The sequence below is a fragment of the Shewanella bicestrii genome, from assembly GCF_002216875.1.
Lineage (GTDB): Bacteria > Pseudomonadota > Gammaproteobacteria > Enterobacterales > Shewanellaceae > Shewanella > Shewanella seohaensis.
Genome location: NZ_CP022358.1, coordinates 4,527,843 through 4,545,250 on the forward strand (window position 1 = coordinate 4,527,843; position 17,408 = coordinate 4,545,250).

The 17,408-nt window shown below is 48.0% G+C and carries 15 protein-coding genes; 7 read left to right on the forward strand and 8 right to left on the reverse strand.

Annotated features, from left to right (window positions below; all coding sequences use genetic code 11):
* Nucleotides 1–168 precede the first annotated feature (168 nt).
* Nucleotides 169–633 (forward strand): tRNA (uridine(34)/cytosine(34)/5-carboxymethylaminomethyluridine(34)-2'-O)-methyltransferase TrmL, encoded by a 465-nt coding sequence (trmL, locus tag CF168_RS19815; protein ID WP_011624457.1) that lies wholly within the window; start codon nucleotides 169–171, stop codon nucleotides 631–633.
* A gap of 239 nt (nucleotides 634–872) precedes the next feature.
* Here the strand turns inward: trmL and CF168_RS19820 are convergent, their stop codons facing one another.
* Nucleotides 873–1,175: a hypothetical protein gene (locus CF168_RS19820; protein WP_240520047.1), complete on the reverse strand. Its 303-nt coding sequence runs from the start codon at nucleotides 1,173–1,175 to the stop codon at nucleotides 873–875.
* A 445-nt stretch (nucleotides 1,176–1,620) separates the two neighbouring features.
* Between CF168_RS19820 and CF168_RS19825 the strand changes: the two genes are divergently transcribed.
* Nucleotides 1,621–1,899, forward strand: coding sequence for a hypothetical protein (locus CF168_RS19825; RefSeq protein WP_089068745.1), 279 nt, complete (start codon nucleotides 1,621–1,623; stop codon nucleotides 1,897–1,899).
* 222 nt (nucleotides 1,900–2,121) lie between these two features.
* Nucleotides 2,122–3,105, forward strand: a complete 984-nt coding sequence (locus CF168_RS19835) for a DUF2971 domain-containing protein (RefSeq protein WP_240520048.1) — start codon at nucleotides 2,122–2,124, stop codon at nucleotides 3,103–3,105.
* 184 nt (nucleotides 3,106–3,289) lie between these two features.
* Here CF168_RS19835 and CF168_RS19840 read toward each other — a convergent pair whose 3' ends face one another.
* Complete coding sequence (locus tag CF168_RS19840; protein WP_089068747.1) at nucleotides 3,290–3,844, reverse strand: hypothetical protein; 555 nt, start codon at nucleotides 3,842–3,844, stop codon at nucleotides 3,290–3,292.
* Between the two features lie 244 nt (nucleotides 3,845–4,088).
* Between CF168_RS19840 and CF168_RS19845 the strand changes: the two genes are divergently transcribed.
* Nucleotides 4,089–6,116, forward strand: a complete 2,028-nt coding sequence (locus CF168_RS19845) for an alpha/beta hydrolase family protein (RefSeq protein WP_089068748.1) — start codon at nucleotides 4,089–4,091, stop codon at nucleotides 6,114–6,116.
* A 74-nt stretch (nucleotides 6,117–6,190) separates the two neighbouring features.
* Here the strand turns inward: CF168_RS19845 and CF168_RS19850 are convergent, their stop codons facing one another.
* The 3 genes from CF168_RS19850 to CF168_RS19860 form a co-directional block, all read right to left on the reverse strand.
* Complete coding sequence (locus CF168_RS19850) at nucleotides 6,191–7,654, reverse strand: M16 family metallopeptidase (RefSeq protein ID WP_086903555.1); 1,464 nt, start codon at nucleotides 7,652–7,654, stop codon at nucleotides 6,191–6,193.
* Complete coding sequence (locus tag CF168_RS19855) at nucleotides 7,651–8,982, reverse strand: M16 family metallopeptidase (protein WP_086903554.1); 1,332 nt, start codon at nucleotides 8,980–8,982, stop codon at nucleotides 7,651–7,653. The genes CF168_RS19850 and CF168_RS19855 overlap by 4 nt, the downstream gene beginning before the upstream one ends.
* 137 nt (nucleotides 8,983–9,119) lie before the next feature.
* The gene (locus CF168_RS19860) at nucleotides 9,120–10,517 is read right to left on the reverse strand and encodes an amidohydrolase (protein ID WP_089068749.1); all 1,398 of its coding nucleotides are present in this window, start codon (nucleotides 10,515–10,517) and stop codon (nucleotides 9,120–9,122) included.
* A 320-nt stretch (nucleotides 10,518–10,837) separates the two neighbouring features.
* Between CF168_RS19860 and CF168_RS19865 the strand changes: the two genes are divergently transcribed.
* A complete protein-coding gene (locus tag CF168_RS19865; RefSeq protein ID WP_089068750.1) occupies nucleotides 10,838–11,833 on the forward strand; it encodes a helix-turn-helix transcriptional regulator in 996 nt (331 codons plus the stop codon).
* Nucleotides 11,834–11,914: 81 nt separating this feature from the next.
* Complete coding sequence (gene ftsZ, locus CF168_RS19870; protein ID WP_089068751.1) at nucleotides 11,915–13,051, forward strand: cell division protein FtsZ; 1,137 nt, start codon at nucleotides 11,915–11,917, stop codon at nucleotides 13,049–13,051.
* A 16-nt stretch (nucleotides 13,052–13,067) separates the two neighbouring features.
* Here ftsZ and CF168_RS19875 read toward each other — a convergent pair whose 3' ends face one another.
* Nucleotides 13,068–13,706 carry a class I SAM-dependent methyltransferase gene (locus tag CF168_RS19875; RefSeq protein ID WP_089068752.1) on the reverse strand — a complete coding sequence of 213 codons (639 nt, stop codon included), beginning with the start codon at nucleotides 13,704–13,706 and terminating at the stop codon, nucleotides 13,068–13,070.
* Between the two features lie 60 nt (nucleotides 13,707–13,766).
* Nucleotides 13,767–14,120 (reverse strand): hypothetical protein, encoded by a 354-nt coding sequence (locus tag CF168_RS19880; protein WP_086903549.1) that lies wholly within the window; start codon nucleotides 14,118–14,120, stop codon nucleotides 13,767–13,769.
* A gap of 291 nt (nucleotides 14,121–14,411) precedes the next feature.
* On the opposite strand from CF168_RS19880, the gene CF168_RS19885 reads away from it, so the two are divergent.
* Nucleotides 14,412–16,532 (forward strand): putative bifunctional diguanylate cyclase/phosphodiesterase, encoded by a 2,121-nt coding sequence (locus CF168_RS19885; protein ID WP_089068753.1) that lies wholly within the window; start codon nucleotides 14,412–14,414, stop codon nucleotides 16,530–16,532.
* A 267-nt stretch (nucleotides 16,533–16,799) separates the two neighbouring features.
* Here the strand turns inward: CF168_RS19885 and CF168_RS19890 are convergent, their stop codons facing one another.
* Nucleotides 16,800–17,402 (reverse strand): tRNA-uridine aminocarboxypropyltransferase, encoded by a 603-nt coding sequence (locus CF168_RS19890; protein ID WP_089068754.1) that lies wholly within the window; start codon nucleotides 17,400–17,402, stop codon nucleotides 16,800–16,802.
* Nucleotides 17,403–17,408 lie beyond the last annotated feature (6 nt).

Sequence of the window (17,408 nt, forward strand, 5' to 3'; positions counted from 1 at the left end):
TGAGATATATTACTTTGAGAGAATAAAACAGGCAAGTGCTGAGATAAGGTTAATAGGGAGAAAAGAAAATGGATTCGCATTTATGCCGCTTTAGATATGCGCACGCAGAGCTGCGCTTAAGGCTTGTTTGCCGTATAATCGGGCGTCATTTTTTATAGGCGGGCAAGCATGTTCCATATCGCACTCTATGAGCCAGAAATCGCACCCAACACGGGTAATATCATTCGCCTTTGCGCAAACAACGGCAGCCAACTGCATCTAATTGAGCCACTAGGGTTTGATTTTGAAGAGAAAAAACTGCGCCGCGCGGGCCTAGACTATGCCGATTTAACCAATGTGACTCGCCATAAAAACTTCGATGCCTTCCTCGAAGCCATGGCAGGCAAACGCATTATGGCCTGTACCACTAAGGGCAGCCGCCCTCACACTGAACTCAGTTTTGCCAAGGATGACGTGCTATTATTTGGCCCAGAAACCCGTGGGCTACCTATGCCAATTATCGAGTCGATCCCAACCGAGCAGCGATTACGCATTCCGATGGCGGCCACCAGTCGCAGCCTCAATCTCTCCAATGCCGTGGCGATTATCAGCTACGAAGCCTGGCGTCAGCTCGGGTTTGAAGGCGCAATTTAATAGGTAGGAATACTGATTTAAATTGGCTGGACTTAACCAGCCAATTTTCCAATCACTAAGTCATCAACTCCGCAAGATTGCTTTAACTCAATTCGGGCTGAAAGCCAGTAATTTTGTCGTCAGGTATGTAGGATTAATTGTCATTGTTTCCCACTGACATAACGCGGTTTTATTTAACAGAGTTGTCCCGCTAGGCTCGACGACGGCATCTGCAACACATGGAAGTGTAAATGCCGCGTTCACATGGCCAATGATGTTCCCGACACCATAGTGGCATTTCCCATATCCCTATGGGTCAGTTGTGAAAGAGCGGCCATGCCGCCAACGGTCACTGTTGCAACAGTGACAATTTTGACGACCATTGAACTGTTCATCTGGCTAAAAGCTTTTGCCCTAAAGCGAGATAAGCTTGTCGTCAGGTGTGTAGGATGAATTGTCATTGTTTCCCCAGTGACACGCCGTGAATATGTCCCTATAGGCTCGACGGCGACATCCATGTCGCCAACGGTCACTGTTGCAACAATGGCAATTTTGACGGCCATTGCACTGTTCATTTGGCAAAAAAGCTAATTGCCCCATTCCATGTTTCGGCTCGTTAGCTCGATCGAAAACTCCCACTCCTGCTGCCATACATATTTTTATCTATTTGCCTATGTTTGGCCTTACCAGAAATCGACTAACAACGTATGGGTATACAGTCATATTTAAATTTAGGCATCTTTGTATGATGTTTAGACAAAATCAGTGCGCTCTAACTCCATTTGTAATAAATAAAATTCCATTAAATCAATTAACTATGATGGCAGATTTTTAGTTTATAGGTTTGGAAAACGCGCATGCGCGTTTTCCCAGATGGTGTATTTGGAAGAAAGCTGATAAGTTCTTTGCATACAGATAGTTAATCGTGCGCGTTTTCACTGGTCCAACGAGGTAAACGCGCATGCGCACGAATAAAATGTTATATGCCAATACAGCTAGGAAGTAAAAATGAACTTTGTATATGAATTTCTATATGTGCTTTCATTGTCCAAACGCACTCAATTAGCATTGATTTTTGGCGTCGTTTTTCACTTCGTAATTTTATTGGTCGGCAAATACTACATCGCTGAAATTGAGTTCCAAGGGGTAATGAAACCTTTGGAAGATGCCATAGTTGGGAAGCTATTACATAGATACGACAAGGTAGCATTGTTTGCCTTAGTTTCGTTCTGGGTCTTGGCTTTTAAGTGCTATCGTAAAGATCGCAAAAGGCTATATAGCTTGTAGTTCTTACTTTGGGTGCTCACTAAGGGACTCTCAGGCTTTGGGTTCAGGCATATAACAATCTGTTTAAGAGTGATTCGCAACGCGTGGCATTTTTACTATGCGTTGCGTTTAGTGTTTAAGGTGGTTTGCAGGGGCTTCGGTATTGCGTTGCTCACACCTTAACAGGGCGTTAGTTTCCTCGCATAGTTGAGACTTATGGGAAGAGTCGGTAAGAAATTAAAGATGAAGAGATTCAAGCAGGCCTTGAATGACATTCAAAAGAAAAAATCAAAAATGGATAAAGAGCCTGTGAGTAGAATATATAAATATTTCAGCCATGATGTACTTGAATTGGTATTTAATAGAGATGGATTCTGCGGCGTAAAATGCTCCTTGCCCAAGGATTATAATGACCCTTATGAGCTGTTTCTGGGGATGGACTTAAACACTCCAACCGATCAGCTTGCATTCTACAGCGACATTGTCGGAGGTATTCCCCAAAATCCGACGACTTGCTTTTCACAGTCGCCTATTGTTTCCCCAATGTGGGCGCACTATGCAAACAATCACTCCGGCTTTGTTCTTGAATTTGACTTAGAAGGGATGCAGAAGCATTTTGAAGGCAATCCTATATGGGAGGTTAGTTATCGAAAAGCCCCACATGAGAATTTAAAGAAGATCCTTCAGAGAGCAGCTGTTTTAAAGAAGCCAAGATATGCATATGAACTTCAAGAGTTTGTATTTGTAGAATCCTACTTCACGAAATATGACGAATGGAGCTATGAGCGAGAGTGCAGGTTCGTCGATATGAAGAATATAACAGAAGAAATAAATGGAAATAGCATACTCTTCATACCTATTGAGTTTGTTACATCTATTATTGTTGGCCCCAAATTCCCTGAAGGAAGCATAGATGAGGCCCTATCTCTTGCGGAAGAAAACGATTTAGCTTGGTATAAGCTGCATATTGGCAAGAGCCATCCAAAACCTTATATGAAAGATGAACGCGGAGATATCTTTATATTTGAAGATGAAGGTATTTCACAAACAAATAACTCGTGCGAATCATGCTCTGAACCATTGATTAATGGTGACCATCTTTGCCCGTGGTGCAGTATTACTGAAGCTCATGAGGACGAGGCTGCCCAAAATAATCCATTCAGAATGTTAGATGCTATTGGGGAGCTAGAAAACTACATGGATGCAATGGGGAAAATAGGCAAGTGATTTTGAGTAAAGAAACTAACAAGCGCATGTTGTCGGACTGGTTTTCCGCTGCGCTCCAAACCAGCCGCAAATGCGGGCGTTACCCATAGATATTTTTATCTGAAACAAACGCGTTTGAGTTAAGGCTTTAACTCGAAAATGTCCCCAAAGTGAGTTGCGTATTGTCGAGTATGAATAAGTCGGCTTAATAAGATGGTGCGACAGGCGCCATCTCTATCCCACGAAAGAGCTGATAGCGGTCGATATCATCGTCTAAATATTGGATATTTTGCGTCCACTGCCATGCCCCTTGGGGCAATTTAGCTTCGAATAACAGTTGGATTAAGGCGGCGCGCGCATTCACGACTCCCTCGCCAAGCAGGGAATAATCGCCATTTTGTTGATATAAACTAAAGAGTTGCTGCTTTTCCTGCGAGACACCGTCGTAGTAGGTTAACAGTACTTGCTCGCCCTGCTCCCGAAACCACCATGTCTCGCTGTAGGGAGCGCGCGTTCCGACACTTACGGAGAGGATCAACTGGCGCTGATCATGGGAGCAAAAGCCGTTGACTATGACTTGCTTCGGGATTTCCCCCACCTTAGCGGCATTGCCCTGCCACTGCCCCACCATTTGTGGGCAAAAGGCTTTAAAACTGATCTTAGCGGCTTGCGCAGGAAAGAGAGCCAAGCTGCCCAAGGCGAGTATCAATACATTTTTTATCAATAACTTGCCCAGTTTTTGCGGGATGATTAACGCCATATTCAAGTCCTATTTTAATCTCCCAATACATTAGCGTTAAAACCCCTTAGCCACAAATACGTCACGACAGTTTGCGCCATGCCAGTCATGCCTCGTCATCAAAATGTGGCCCGTGGTTACAGTTACTTACATAAAAGTCCGCCTCAACCTTCACAGACTCAGCTTGATTTCATGCTCGGTTTTTATACTTTGGGGTTTAATGGGAAAAATAACGATAACACTCTGAATGATAAGGAGACATCTAGTGAAGAAGGCAGGAATTATACTGCTGAGTCTGCTCATGCCCCTCAGTACGGCATTTGCAGAAGCCAGCAAACCACTCTCAGTCGAATTACTTTGGCAACTCAAACGCATAGGTAGCCCTGTGGTGTCCTCCACGGGCGAGCACATTATTGCGCCTGTGACTGAATACGACCTTAAGGAAGACAAGGGCTCAACCCAACTGTGGCGCTTCGACGGTGAAGGTAAAAATAACCGTGCGATTACCGCAAAAGGCTTAAAAGTCAGCGAGCCAGTATTTTCGCCAGACGGCAAAACCTTGGCCTTTATCAGCGAACGTAACGATGACGACGCGGGCCAAATTTACCTGTTACCTATGGATGGCCCGGGTGAAGCCAGCAAACTCACGGATATCCCCACTGGCGTCAATGGCATCAAGTGGGTTGGCAAGCATTTGTATTTTATCAGCAATATCTTCCCTGAGCAGAACTGGGAGCAAATGAAGACCCAGCTTAAGACAGATAAAGATAATAAAGTCTCCGCCCGCCAGTGGAATGCGCTGCCCTATTCGCAGTTTGATCATTGGTTAGATGAGCGCCGTCAGGCCCATGTATTTAGGATCCCAGCCACAGGCGGCGCGGTTGAAGCCGTGACTCAGCCTTTAGGCCATGAGCTGCCACGCTCAAGCCAAAGCAGTTCAAGCTATGATATTTCCCCCGATGAACGCTTAATTGCCTTTAGCGCCTATGGTTCGGATAATCGCGTCGACCCTAAGTTAGACTTGTTCCTCGCCACCATAGGCGGCAGCAAGGCTGAAAATATCACTCCAGATAACCCAGCGCCGGACCTGAACCCAACATTTAGCCCTAATGGCAAAACCCTCGCCTTTACTCGGCAAAAAATCCCCGGATTTTATGCCGATACCGCAAGGTTGATGCTGCTGGATGTGAGCAGTCGCAAACTCACCACGCTTACCGCGGATTGGGATCGCTCAGTGTCTCAATTTGAATGGACACATGACAGCAAGGGCTTCTATGCCAGCATTGATGATGCGGCGACAAACCGTATTTATCATATCGATGCCAAGAGCGGTAAGGCCAAGGCCATCACTCAAGCGACCGACTATAGCCAACCTGCTATCGCTAAAGATGGCCAGTTGATTGCGACTAATCAAAGCTTTTTGTATCCCGCGCGTTTAGTCAGCATCAACCCCCGCAATGGTAAAACCGAGCGTTTAGAGCAGTTTAACGACGAGATTTTAAAGGATGTCGATTTAGGCACCTATGAGTCGGTCACCTACAAGGGTTACCAGGGCCAAGATATTCAAATGTGGGTGCACTATCCACCTGGGTTCGATCGCAGCAAAAAGTACCCGCTGTTTATGTTGATCCACGGTGGTCCACACAACGCCATTAGCGATGGTTTCCACTTCCGCTGGAACGCGCAAACCTTCGCCTCTTGGGGTTATGTCACCGCCTGGCCAAACTTCCACGGCTCTAGCGGCTTTGGACAAGAGTTTGCCGATGCCATTAACCCAGATTGGAAAAACAAATCCCTCGAAGATGTGCTCAAAGCCGCAGACTGGTTTAAGCAACAAAGTTGGATCGATAGCGATCGTATGGTCGCCGGCGGCGCCAGCTATGGCGGCTACTTAACCTCGATTATTTTAGGTCAGCCGCATCCCTTCAAGGCGCTGCTGATCCACGCAGCGGTATACGACATGTACTCCCAAATGTCGGCGGACTTTGCCGTCCACAGCACTCGCTTTGGTAACTACTGGGATAATCCTGAGCTGTATAAAGCCATTTCGCCCCATTACTTTGCCGCCAACTTTAACACCCCAACCTTAGTCAGCCATGGACAACTCGATTACCGTGTGCCCGTCGGCCAAGGTTTTGAGCTGTTCCGCACCCTGCAAACCCGTAATGTCGAATCGCGGATGATTTATTTCCCCGATGAAAACCATTGGATCATGAAACCCAACAACTCCATCTATTGGTATAACCAAGTGAAGGATTGGATGACCCATTACGCTAAGCCCGGTGCGCAATAACACCTAGAAAAGAAAAACAAAAGGTCTGCACTAAGCAGACCTTTTTATTGGGCGAAATAGACTAACGCCAGTGGTTATTGACCGAAACCCACCGCATTAATATCCACGGTTTGCACTTGGCCATACTTGGCCGCGATAGGTGCTATCTTGCTGGCGTTGCCAATCAGCACAAACTGCAGGTCTTTTTGTGGGAAGTAAGTTTTCACTAACCTTTGGGTTTCTTCTAAGGTTAAGCCATCCACTTTGGCTTGGAACTCATTGATAAACTTATCATCGAAGCCGTAGAGATACATGCCAGATAGGAGTCCAGCCAATTGGCCCGAGGTTTCAAACTTAGGCGGGAACTGACCTTTAACATAGGCCTTAGCCGAATCAAGAGTCGCTTGGTCGACACCTTTCTCCCATAAGCGAGCATAGGTTTTCAGCGCTAAATCAATCGCTTCTTGAGTGGTTTCCGTCTTAGTGAAGGTGCTAATGGTAAACACGCCCGAGTCGGTATAAGGACTAAAACCGGAGCGCGCGCCATAGGTTAGCCCCGCATTCACCCGCAGTTCATCGTTCAGCCAAGAGGTAAAACGGCCACCTAAAATGGTGTTCACGACCGTTAGCCCCACATAGTCAGGGTTATCACGGCTAATGCCTAAACCACCGATAACAAAGGTGGTTTCCATCGCATCTGGCTTATCCACCAGCAGCACTTTGGCCTCAGTTAACTTTGGCAAACCTTGGTTTAAGTCGGGCTGAACGAGTTTTTCGCTGCCTTTCCACTGACCAAAAGTCTGGGTTAGCTTGGCCTTCATCGCCGCCACATCAAAATCCCCCACCACTGTTAATGCGGTATTGGCAGGTTGATAGTAGCTTTTATGGAAGGCGCGCAGCTGCGACACTGTGACTTGCTCAAGTGACTCGCGATTACCCGATGAGGCATTACCGTAAGGATGGGCACCGAACACCAGTTTATCGAAGTAGCGACCAATCACGGCGCGCGGGCTTTCTTTATCCTGCTGTAAACCCGCAATGGCGCGCTGCTTAAGCTTGTCGAACTCGGCCGAATCAAAGTCTGGGCTTAATAGCGCGGCGCTGAATAGGCCGAGCATCACATCGGTATCTTTCGCCATAAAATCGGCGGCCAGATAACTGCCTTCTTTGTCGGCTTCGGCCCCTAAGCTAGCGCCGAGAAAATCCACTTGCTGCTCAATCTCGGCCTTGGATTTACCCGCCGCACCAAGGAGTAAACCCTCGGCGGTCATTTGGGCGATACCCGCTGTGGTGTCGTTTACCGCCCCAGCACGCACGACCGCGTTTAGGGTGATTAACGGCACTTCGCGCTGTGGCATTAAATACACGGTTAGGCCGTTATCTAGCACTAACTTGTCGTAACTTGGCATGGCAAAGCTGCCGGTATCGACGCGTTTTGGTGCCGTGGTGGAGGCACAGCCGGATAAGGCTAAGCTAGCGCCTAGGGCTAATGCGACCATTAACTTAGTCGGCTGCAGAGATGATTTTATAAAGGATGATTTAACAAAGGAGAATTTCATTGATCCGACTCCTCGTTTGCCGCCAATACCGCAACAGTGCGATTCGATTTGCGTAAATAGGTTTGGGCAACACGTTGGATATCCGCAGGCGTTACCTTGTTATAGGCCTCTGGCGCATTAAATAATTTATCGTAGCTACCAAAATACATTTCATAGGTGCCTATGGTGTTGGCCTTACCATTGATGGTTTCCATCGCACGATAAAAGTCCATCAACTTGATATTTTTGACTTTATCTAGCTCTTGCTGGGTCACGCCATTGGTCGCAATGCTATTAATTTGTTCGATCAGCGCGCGCTCTAAGGTGTTAGCATTCACTTCAGGCGTGGCTACGCCCATCACATAGAACAGGTTAGGATCGACCGACATCGGCATATAAGTCTCGGCTTCGAGCGCGACTTGCTTATCTACCAGCGCTTGATATAAACGCGAGCTATTACCTTGGCTTAGGATAGAGCTGAGCAGATCCAAGGCATAATAATCGGCATGGGTCGCCGCTGGCACATGGTACGCCAACATCACGTTAGGTGTACTGACCGAGGCTTTTTGAACGAAAGTACGGCGCTCACCCTTTTGCAAAGGCTCGACGGTACGCACGGCCCTAGGCGGCGTTTGCGCAGGAATGGGCGCAAAATACTTATCCGCCAATGCCTTAACTTGAGCCAGCTTTACATCACCGGCAATCACTACGACCGCATTGTTCGGCGCATAGTAGGTTTTATGGTATTGCACTAAATCTTCTAGAGTCCAAGCGGCAATATCCGACTCATGACCAATCACAGACCAAGAGTAAGGGTGCGCTAAAAAGGCCACGCCTTTAACTTCGCCTTCGAGGGTATTCCAGTTGGAGTTTTCAAGCCCAGTCGAACGCTCCGACTGTACTACGCCACGCTCGCTTTCCACCATATCGGGATTGATATCTAAGTTGGCGATACGGTCAGCCTCGAGGTCGAACATGGTTTCTAGCGCATTAGCTGGGAACCAGTCGGTGTAAACCGTCATATCCTCTGTGGTGTAGGCATTGTTAGCCCCGCCTGCGGCTTCCATGGTACGGTCGAACATCTTAGGGCCGTATTTTTTCGAGCCGTTAAACATCATATGTTCGAAAAAGTGTGAAATACCGGTAATCCCCGGGACTTCGTTGCGGGAACCGACTTTCCAAAACAGATACATGTTGGCATTGGGAATAGAAGAGTCCTCTAGCACCATGATTTTCATGCCGTTGGCTAGCGTAAAACTCTTGATGTCTTCTGCCGTTGTGGCCTGTGCTTGGCTCAAGGGATTAAAGAGCCCCATCGCCAACACCAGCGCCGATAGCGTGCGCTTCATCTTGTTCGCTCCTTGCTGTAAAAATCCACATATGAAGGCAAATTGCCTAGCAAATCAAGCGCAGGAAGGCCTTCCCGCGCCGATTTTTTGTAAGCTCAAGTTATACCGAAAAGCTGACGGAATAAGGCTTAAGCGGTTTATTGCGCCTTAAGTGCCGTAAGGGCAACCTTGGTCATGGCCTCAACACCAACTTTTAACGCACTTTCATCCACATAGAAGGCGGGAGAATGGTTACTGGCCGCCGTTTCAGGATCTGTGTCTTTTGGTGTTACCCCTAGGAAGAAAAACATCCCAGGAGACTCTAGGGCATAGAAGGAAAAGTCCTCGGCACCTGTGATTAATCCGGGCTCAATCAACATATTATCGCCGACCACACTGGCAAGCACGGGGCGCATACTGGCGACCAATTCAGGATTGTTCACCACCACGGGATAACCTTGATGGATTTCGGTTGTCGCGGTGGCGCCTAAGGTTTTTGCCGATAACTCGGCGATTTCGGCCAAGCGCACCTTAATATCGGCGCGCATAGGTTGATCGAATGTACGGATGGTGCCAATCAGTTCCACTTCATCGGGAATAATATTCGAGCGAATGCCGCCATTTACTGCGCCAAAACTCACCACGGCGGGTGCTTTGGTAATATCCACCTGACGACTGACAATGGTTTGCACATTGGTAATAATTTGCGCCGCGGCGACGATAGGGTCGACGCCATTCCACGGGCGCGAACCATGGGTTTGGCGACCTTTCACTTTGATTGTAAAGGAATCTTCACTCGCCATGGCTGGGCCGCTACGCACACCAATCATGCCGCTTGGCATACTTGAAGTTACATGCATGCCAAACACTTGGTCGGGTTTACGCTTGGCAAACAGCCCTTGTTTTAGCATTAATTCCGCGCCGCCTTCTTCGCCATCAGGCGCACCTTCTTCGGCGGGTTGAAAGATAAACATCACATCGCCGGCAAGACTATCCTTCACTTTCACTAAATTTTCGGCCACACCCATCAACATAGCCACATGGGTATCATGGCCACAGGCATGCATCACCCCAACGGTTTGACCGCGATAGGTATCTGTCGCTTTAGAGGCAAAGGGCACATCGACCACTTCGGTCACGGGCAAAGCATCCATATCCGCGCGGATCGCAATTAAGGGACCGGGTTTACCGCCCTTTAAGATGCCTACAACGCCAGTATGAGCGATGCCTGTTTGCACTTCTAATCCGAGGGATTTCAGATGCTTTTCGATAATCTTGCTAGTGCGAAACTCACGGTTAGATAACTCAGGATGTTGGTGCAAATCACGGCGCCAGTCGATCACCTTTTGCTCCACACCCGCCGCTAACTTGGCCGCATCGGGCTGCGCCGCATAGGCAGTGCTTACCCCTGCACCCATTAAGCTCATGGTGACGATGGAAGCGAGTAAGCTCTTGGTCAATTTGGATGTACTCACACCGAGCGAATTGGAATAAGGTGCACAGGATGTTGCTACAGAGGATGTTGATAAAGCGCGCGATACCGAGGATACAGTCATAGCGATAACCTATTGTTGTTTTTATAAGCTATCTAAACTACACGGACATTGAGAAATTGTTAATAGATTTAATAGTAAGGAGACATTACGCAGTGAATGTTTTACTACACTCAGTGTAAATCACGCGGCTTGCAAAATATGCCGACAATCCATTGTTGATGGTCTTATGAAATCAAAAGCCGAGACAATGCGATTACTCGCATAAGGTGAGTCAGTCGGGATTTTGAAAGATTTTCACACACCATACAAAACCTGCGACAGCTTTTGTCGCAGCCTTTGATTAATATAATGTTATTCCGCTAAACATCGAAAAATTCATCATGCAGCCTAACTTTCAACGCCAAGTGACACTACTGAGCTTAATCCCGCGGGCGCCACGTAAAATCTCGGTGAACGAATTAGTCGAGCGGCTGGCAAACCGCACGCAGGATATCAGTAAGCGTTCGGTGCAAAGGGATTTAAAGGCCATGTATGAAATGGGCACCTTTGGCTTACGCCTCGATGATAGAAACAAGCCCTATGGTTGGTCGATTGAGTCCTGCTGGCGCGGGTTGAACCTAGATCTAATGGACCAACATATGGCGCTGGCTTTAACCACCTTAAAGCGCAGTGCCAGTCAGTTAATGCCACCACAAAGCTTGCAGCAATTACAGCCCTACTTCGACAGGGCCGATCAGGTGCTGGCTAGCGATCCCGAAAACCCTTGGCTCTATTGGGCGTGCCGAGTCGCACAGCTTCCCGAGCCTTATCCCTTTATCCTGCCGCAGCACCAACCTCAGTCCTTAGAGGTCATACAGCAAGCGATTTTGGATAAGAAACAAATTCGCTGCGATATCAAAAAATGGATCAATGGCAAAATGCATTGGCTGCATTACAACCCCATTAATCCACAAGGTATTTTGATCCGCGATGGGGTGGCGCTACTCGCCTTTACCATTGGCAGCTTCGATAAACGCCGCCACCACAAACCGATAGGATTACTGCGTAACGCGCAGCTATTGCCCAGCGCGGCGGTTAAGAGTGCCGATTTTGATATCAATAAAACCGCACAGGGCTCGCGTGGCGAGAAGATGCGTCTCGAACTGCTGCTCTCCGATAAGGCGAGTTTTATCATGCGCGAAGCCAAGTTTAGCGATAACCAGACCATGCAATTACGCGAGGATGGCCGCTTTTATGTAGTAGCAGAAGTCACTGACACCCCAAAACTGCGCGCAGCATTGTGGGAAATGGCCGATACCGTGGAGGTGCTGGCACCGGTAAAACTGCGGGAGCACTTTGTTGCACTCAGCCAAAAAATGGCGGCGAAATACCGTTAAACCGTTTATCGCATTGATGCGACAAGCTGAGTCGCAACTCAAGGTTAGTCTTGCTTTACCATTGCTAACTGTGAGAGTGCTATGTTTGAACTAATTCATGAAACCGCCGCTGGCGCCATGCCTAAATTAACGGTATTCGGCGTCGGAGGTTGTGGTTGTAATACCATTAATCAACTCAGCCAAGTCAATCTGCCATCCAGCGTAGAATTAATTTCCGTCAATACCGATGCCCAAGCCATGGCAGCCACCAGCAGCCATTACCGCATTCAAATTGGTTCACAAACGACAAAAGGCTTAGGCGCAGGCGCCAAGCCCGATGTCGGCTGCGCAGCAGCGATTGAGTCGGCGCAGGCATTAACTGAACAAATGCAGCATAGCGATATCGTGTTTCTCACGGCAGGATTAGGCGGCGGCACAGGTACGGGCGCGCTACCGCAGGTGGCAAAGCTCGCTCGAGAGTTAACCAAACCTGTTATCGCCGTTGTGACCATGCCTTTTAGCTTTGAGGGCCAGCACAGAAAGACCAATGCCGAAGCCGGACTGCAGGAATTATTGGAGAGCGCCAATGCCGTTATCGTTCTCCCCAACGATAAGCTTGCCGAGGTGCTTGGCGCCAAAGTGACCCTGCTTAATGCATTCAAAGAGAGCAATAAAATTTTACAGGATGTGTTACTGGGGCTTGCCAATACCATCAGCCAAGCTGGGCTTATCAATATTGATTTAAATGACTTTATTTCCGTTATCAGCCGTCAAGGTCGCGCCGCAATGGGCGTGAGCTGCCTTCAGGGCGACGAGGATCTGATCTCGGCGGTTAAACGCGCCATGCAACATCCTTTGCTCGATAATATTGAACTCAATCAAGCACAAGCGGCAATTGTCAGTGTTGTCGCAAAAGACACGATAGAGCTCAGTCAATACAACCAAATCGGCGCAACTGTACATGAGCAATTACCGCGGGATGCCTTAGTGATTATTGGGCTCACTATCGACCCGAACCTCGAATCGGAGCTCGAAATCATGGTGATAGCAACAGGGATTGGATTCGCGCCGCCGGAAATTCAAGCTCCTATCCAGGCAGTCAATGACAACTATATCAATGTGCATGATTTTATTAAGCGTCAGGCAATATCCATCGCCGACCCTGCACCATCCAAGTTCGATTTAGAAAACTTACAAATCCCAACTTATCTGCGGCAGCAAAAGCCTCAAGCGCATTAATTAACCTAAGTTCAGGTTAATTAGCTTGATGCAAAAACACGACGTCTTTATCGATGATTTCCAGTTGCCAGCCGTAATGCTCGGCGAGCCATTGAAAGGTGGCTTCGGAGTAAAAGTTAATATGGGTGGGATCATTTTTATAATGCCAAGTGCTAAAGGCCGTGGGATTGAGCACTCGCTTCGTCATCACGGCCAAAATGCCCTTGGGTTTGAGCAAGGTGTTTAATAAGGTCAGTAACGCATCGGCATCGCTCACATGCTCAATGACCTCTGTCAGGGTAACAAAATCGTATTGCCGCGTAAGTAACTCGGGGTGGTTGGCGTAATAGAGATCGTAGTTTTCGACCCGATAACCCCGCGTTTGCGCCAGTAGACTCAAAGCTTTGCCCTCACCACAACCAAAATCGAGCCCCAATGCCGTTGGCGCAAAGCGGCTCAACAAGGGGGCGAGGGTTCGGTCTAGAAACTGCTGATAACCGAGATCCTGCGGGTGATTCTCGTGCTTATCGTATTCAGCCTTTTCGGCTGCAGGACTCAGATAAAATTCGGCAGGCACGCTCACCAAGGCACACTGCTGGCACTGTTGGTAACGACGGCGTTTATCTTGGTGGTAAGCCACTAAATTGGCACTGTGGCAAAGGGGGCAGGTGTTCAACGGCAATTCCTAGCAGAATCAAAGGGCAAACGGTGAATATTGCCCTTAATGTAAAAATAACTAAGGTTTGGGGATTTTACGCTCTTTGGCGGCCGCTTCCTTGGCTTCTTGCAGATATTTTTGCTCGCGGCTTTCCCTTTCATCGAACTGCTTTTGAGCCTTAAGCTTTTGTTGGGCTTCCCAATCCTGCGGATTGGACTGTTGGCGGATTTTTTCTTCCCGTGCCGAGGTCTCTTGGGCGGCTCGACGTGCCTTTTCAAGCTGCGCCTGCTCGATACGCTGCGAGTCGATACGCGCCTTATCGGCCCGTTGCTCTAAGGTCAGCCGTGGTTTCGACTGATCAGCCGCGTGCGCGGAAGGTAATACTAGGCCGACAACGACACTTAATGCGATGGTGGGGATAAGTTTTTGCATCCTATGTTCCTTAGAGTCCTTCCTCGGCTGATTGACACGGCAAACTGGGTATTCAGGGCAAAACATAGCATAAAACCGTATTTTGCAGTGGTGAGTTAGAATGATTTTCGTGTAAGACGCTGAAAATCAGCTATCTTAGACTGTCAGTTTTTAGTTGTTATTTGAGCAAAACCTCGATTAGGTTTATTTTAACCTCGCTGGAATGATGTACTATTTGAATTAATTTCGTTATAAACGAAGTACCTAGCTATAGGATGTGACCTTAATTTGCGTCACAAGGGAGTATCCTAAATGATCAGATGGCAACACTTGCTCAATAAACTCAGTACAGATGACCCTGTATTGCAAGATAAGCTGTCATGCTGGCAAGCCGATCCGTACCAGACTCCCCTCGCCCTGATCCAAGGCTTTAGTTTTATTAGCGCAAATAGCGCCACCCTCGATTACTTTGGTACCGAATACGATGCCTTAGTGAATACCACGCCCTATGACTTTTCACCTAGGATCCAATCCTCTGGACGCAATAGCGTTGAATTTGCACGGGAAATGATTATTGAGGCGGCATCGGGGAACCATGTCGAATTTAGTTGGCTCCACCTGAGCCAACAGGGTAAAGAACTCCCCACCAAGGTAAGACTCTACCCTTGTTATTTACAGCAACAAGCCGTAGTGCTCGTTGAGCTACAAGCCCTCAACCGTCGAACTCAAGTTCGGCCGTCGATCTCCGATGGCTTTGCCCATATCCCACGGGAGATTATGGCGACCACACTCGAGGAGAGTGCCGAGGCCGTTTACATCACCGATGCTGATAATCGCATATTGGCCGTAAACAAGGCTATGTGCCGTATCTGCGGTTACAGTGCGGAGCAATTGATCGGTAAAACCCCTGAGTTTTTAGAGGCTAAACTCCTGCCTCCAGGGCAAGAAACCGATTGCCAAGCCGCCATGAAACTTCGGGGATTTTGGCATGGTGAGACGCTTAAACAGCGATCTGACGGGAGCCACTTTCCCGCATGGCAGAGCAGTCGCCGAATCGAGACCGATGATAATGCCCTGTATCATGTGAATATTTTCAGCGATATCAGCACCAAAAAACTGCTCGAAACGCAGCTCACCACCCGCGCTATGTACGACACATTAACGGGGTTGCCGAACCGTTATCATCTCAAGCAAATACTCAATAGTGCCCTCGATAAACTGAAGGATGATCCTTCCACCCTCGGCGCACTGATGTTTTTAGACCTCAATGGTTTTAAGAACATCAATGACAGCTTTGGTCATTCCATGGGGGACAGGGTGTTACAACTGGTGGCCGCGCGTTTAGAAGCGGGCTGCATTGAGAAGGCCGATATCGCCCGTATGGGGGGCGATGAATTTACCTTAGTGCTGCAAGATTGCAGCTGTAAGGAAGAAATTCAATTATTTGCCGAGCAAATACTGAGCCTATTCGACAGTCCATTTGAAATCGAAGGGCAAAAGTTCTTTCTCGGTACCAGTATTGGTATCGCGCTGTTCCCAACCCACAGCGATCAAGCGGGACAGCTGATTAGCTTGGCCGATACCGCCATGTATAGCGCGAAGAAAAATCAGCCGCACTTAGTCTTTTATGACAAGGCGATGAGCCAAGCTGCCGAGCTTAAATTAAAACTTATCAACAACCTAAGGCATGCCCATAGCCTCAAACAGTTCAATCTTGCCTATCAGGCAATTGTGGATTTACACACCAATAAGCCCATAGGTGCCGAGGCGCTGTTGCGTTGGCAAAAATCCCCCAACGAGCATTATGAAGCGGCCGAGTTCGTCCCTTTACTCGAGGAAACAGGGCTGATTATTACCATTGGGCAATGGGCACTCGAGCAAGCCTGTAAACAGGCCGCCATATGGCGCGCGAGTTATCAGCCTGATTTTAAAGTGTCGGTTAACGTATCGCCCTTACAGTTGGAGCATGTGGACTTTGTCGGCCAAGTGATTAGCGCCCTAGAAATGGTCGCCCTGCCCGCTGAAGCATTGATTTTAGAAATCACAGAGTCAGCGCTGTTACGTCAACCCGAGTTAGTGCGCCAAACCCTTGAGCGCATCAAAGCCTTAGGTGTCGGCATCGCGATTGACGACTTTGGTACGGGTCTCTCATCACTCAGTCGTTTAGGAACCTTACCGATAGACAGTGTCAAAATTGATGCTGAATTTGCTATGCGCCTTAATGATGTCTCGGGACAAAAACTTTGCCACGCCATAGTGCAATTAGCGCAGGCTCTCGACATTCACTTTGTGGCTGAAGGCATTGAAACGCAGCAGCAAAAAGACATCATTACCCATATGGGGCAAGGTTTTGCACAAGGCTTTTTGTTTGGCTATCCCAGTTCGGTTGAGCAGTTTACCCAAGCCTTTTTAGCCGAAAGGTGTATCGCTTAAGGTTGAGCTACAACATGGTGATAATTGACTGGTTTATGGGTGGATTTTTACGAATTGACTCATTGGCTCGATAGCCCTGCCAGCACGCCATTAAGAATGGAATCACTCCCCTGCAAAGCAATTGGCTGGCAAAGCTATCTCATCATTTGCGCTGCAAATGAATCACCGCTATTAAACCTTGTTTTACGTTACGTTAGCGTGATCTGAATAAGATTTTAACTATTTTAATTCGTACGGGGTCTCAAAAACGTAAGAATTTAAAAACACTTATTCTCCGTCCTGATAACGCAGCCTTACTTGAGCTGGCATCGCCCGAATGCGCATCTCCACCATAGCATCAAAGGCATTCAATAGAGGCGACACATCTAAATCCGGCTCGAGTGCTTTTAGCATATAAGCACTCGCCTCTAAGGTTGATAAACTGTCGCTGCGACTCGATTTGCGGATCTTGTATCTTGATGCATAACCTTCGGCCAAGTGCACCGCCGGCAATTGAGCTAACCATGAATTGAGCTGCAAGATTTTAAAGGCTTTGCGCCAGGTGCCATCGATCAACAACAGCACACAATCGGCGCAAAGCTTCTGTTGTTCGACACTCACACTCTGCTCAGAGGGATAAACAAGATAGACCGGGCGTCCGCCATTCATCAATTGTTCGCGCAATAAGGCAAAATCCGCCTCAGTCTCCCCCACATATACTTGGGTATTAGGGATTACTAGACTTAACACCTTGACGCTATTCTTTTTATGCTCGACTTCGGAAGGGTGTTGCAATATCACTAGCTGCGTTTGCGGCTGTATCGGCTGCACATGGGCGCAGAGGCATGCATTCATCGGATAACAGCAAATAGGACAATAATGGCGACTCAAAGCAAA

Excerpts from the sequence above, each read along its gene's own strand:
- trmL (WP_011624457.1), top strand. The coding sequence starts at position 169 with ATGTTCCATATCGCACTCTATGAGCCAGAAATCGCACCCAACACGGGT.
- CF168_RS19820 (WP_240520047.1), bottom strand. The coding sequence starts at position 1,175 with ATGGCCGTCAAAATTGCCATTGTTGCAACAGTGACCGTTGGCGACATG.
- CF168_RS19825 (WP_089068745.1), top strand. The coding sequence starts at position 1,621 with ATGAACTTTGTATATGAATTTCTATATGTGCTTTCATTGTCCAAACGC.
- CF168_RS19835 (WP_240520048.1), top strand. The coding sequence starts at position 2,122 with ATGAAGAGATTCAAGCAGGCCTTGAATGACATTCAAAAGAAAAAATCA.
- CF168_RS19840 (WP_089068747.1), bottom strand. The coding sequence starts at position 3,844 with ATGGCGTTAATCATCCCGCAAAAACTGGGCAAGTTATTGATAAAAAAT.
- CF168_RS19850 (WP_086903555.1), bottom strand. The coding sequence starts at position 7,654 with ATGAAATTCTCCTTTGTTAAATCATCCTTTATAAAATCATCTCTGCAG.
- CF168_RS19855 (WP_086903554.1), bottom strand. The coding sequence starts at position 8,982 with ATGAAGCGCACGCTATCGGCGCTGGTGTTGGCGATGGGGCTCTTTAAT.
- CF168_RS19860 (WP_089068749.1), bottom strand. The coding sequence starts at position 10,517 with ATGACTGTATCCTCGGTATCGCGCGCTTTATCAACATCCTCTGTAGCA.
- CF168_RS19865 (WP_089068750.1), top strand. The coding sequence starts at position 10,838 with ATGCAGCCTAACTTTCAACGCCAAGTGACACTACTGAGCTTAATCCCG.
- ftsZ (WP_089068751.1), top strand. The coding sequence starts at position 11,915 with ATGTTTGAACTAATTCATGAAACCGCCGCTGGCGCCATGCCTAAATTA.
- CF168_RS19880 (WP_086903549.1), bottom strand. The coding sequence starts at position 14,120 with ATGCAAAAACTTATCCCCACCATCGCATTAAGTGTCGTTGTCGGCCTA.
- CF168_RS19885 (WP_089068753.1), top strand. The coding sequence starts at position 14,412 with ATGATCAGATGGCAACACTTGCTCAATAAACTCAGTACAGATGACCCT.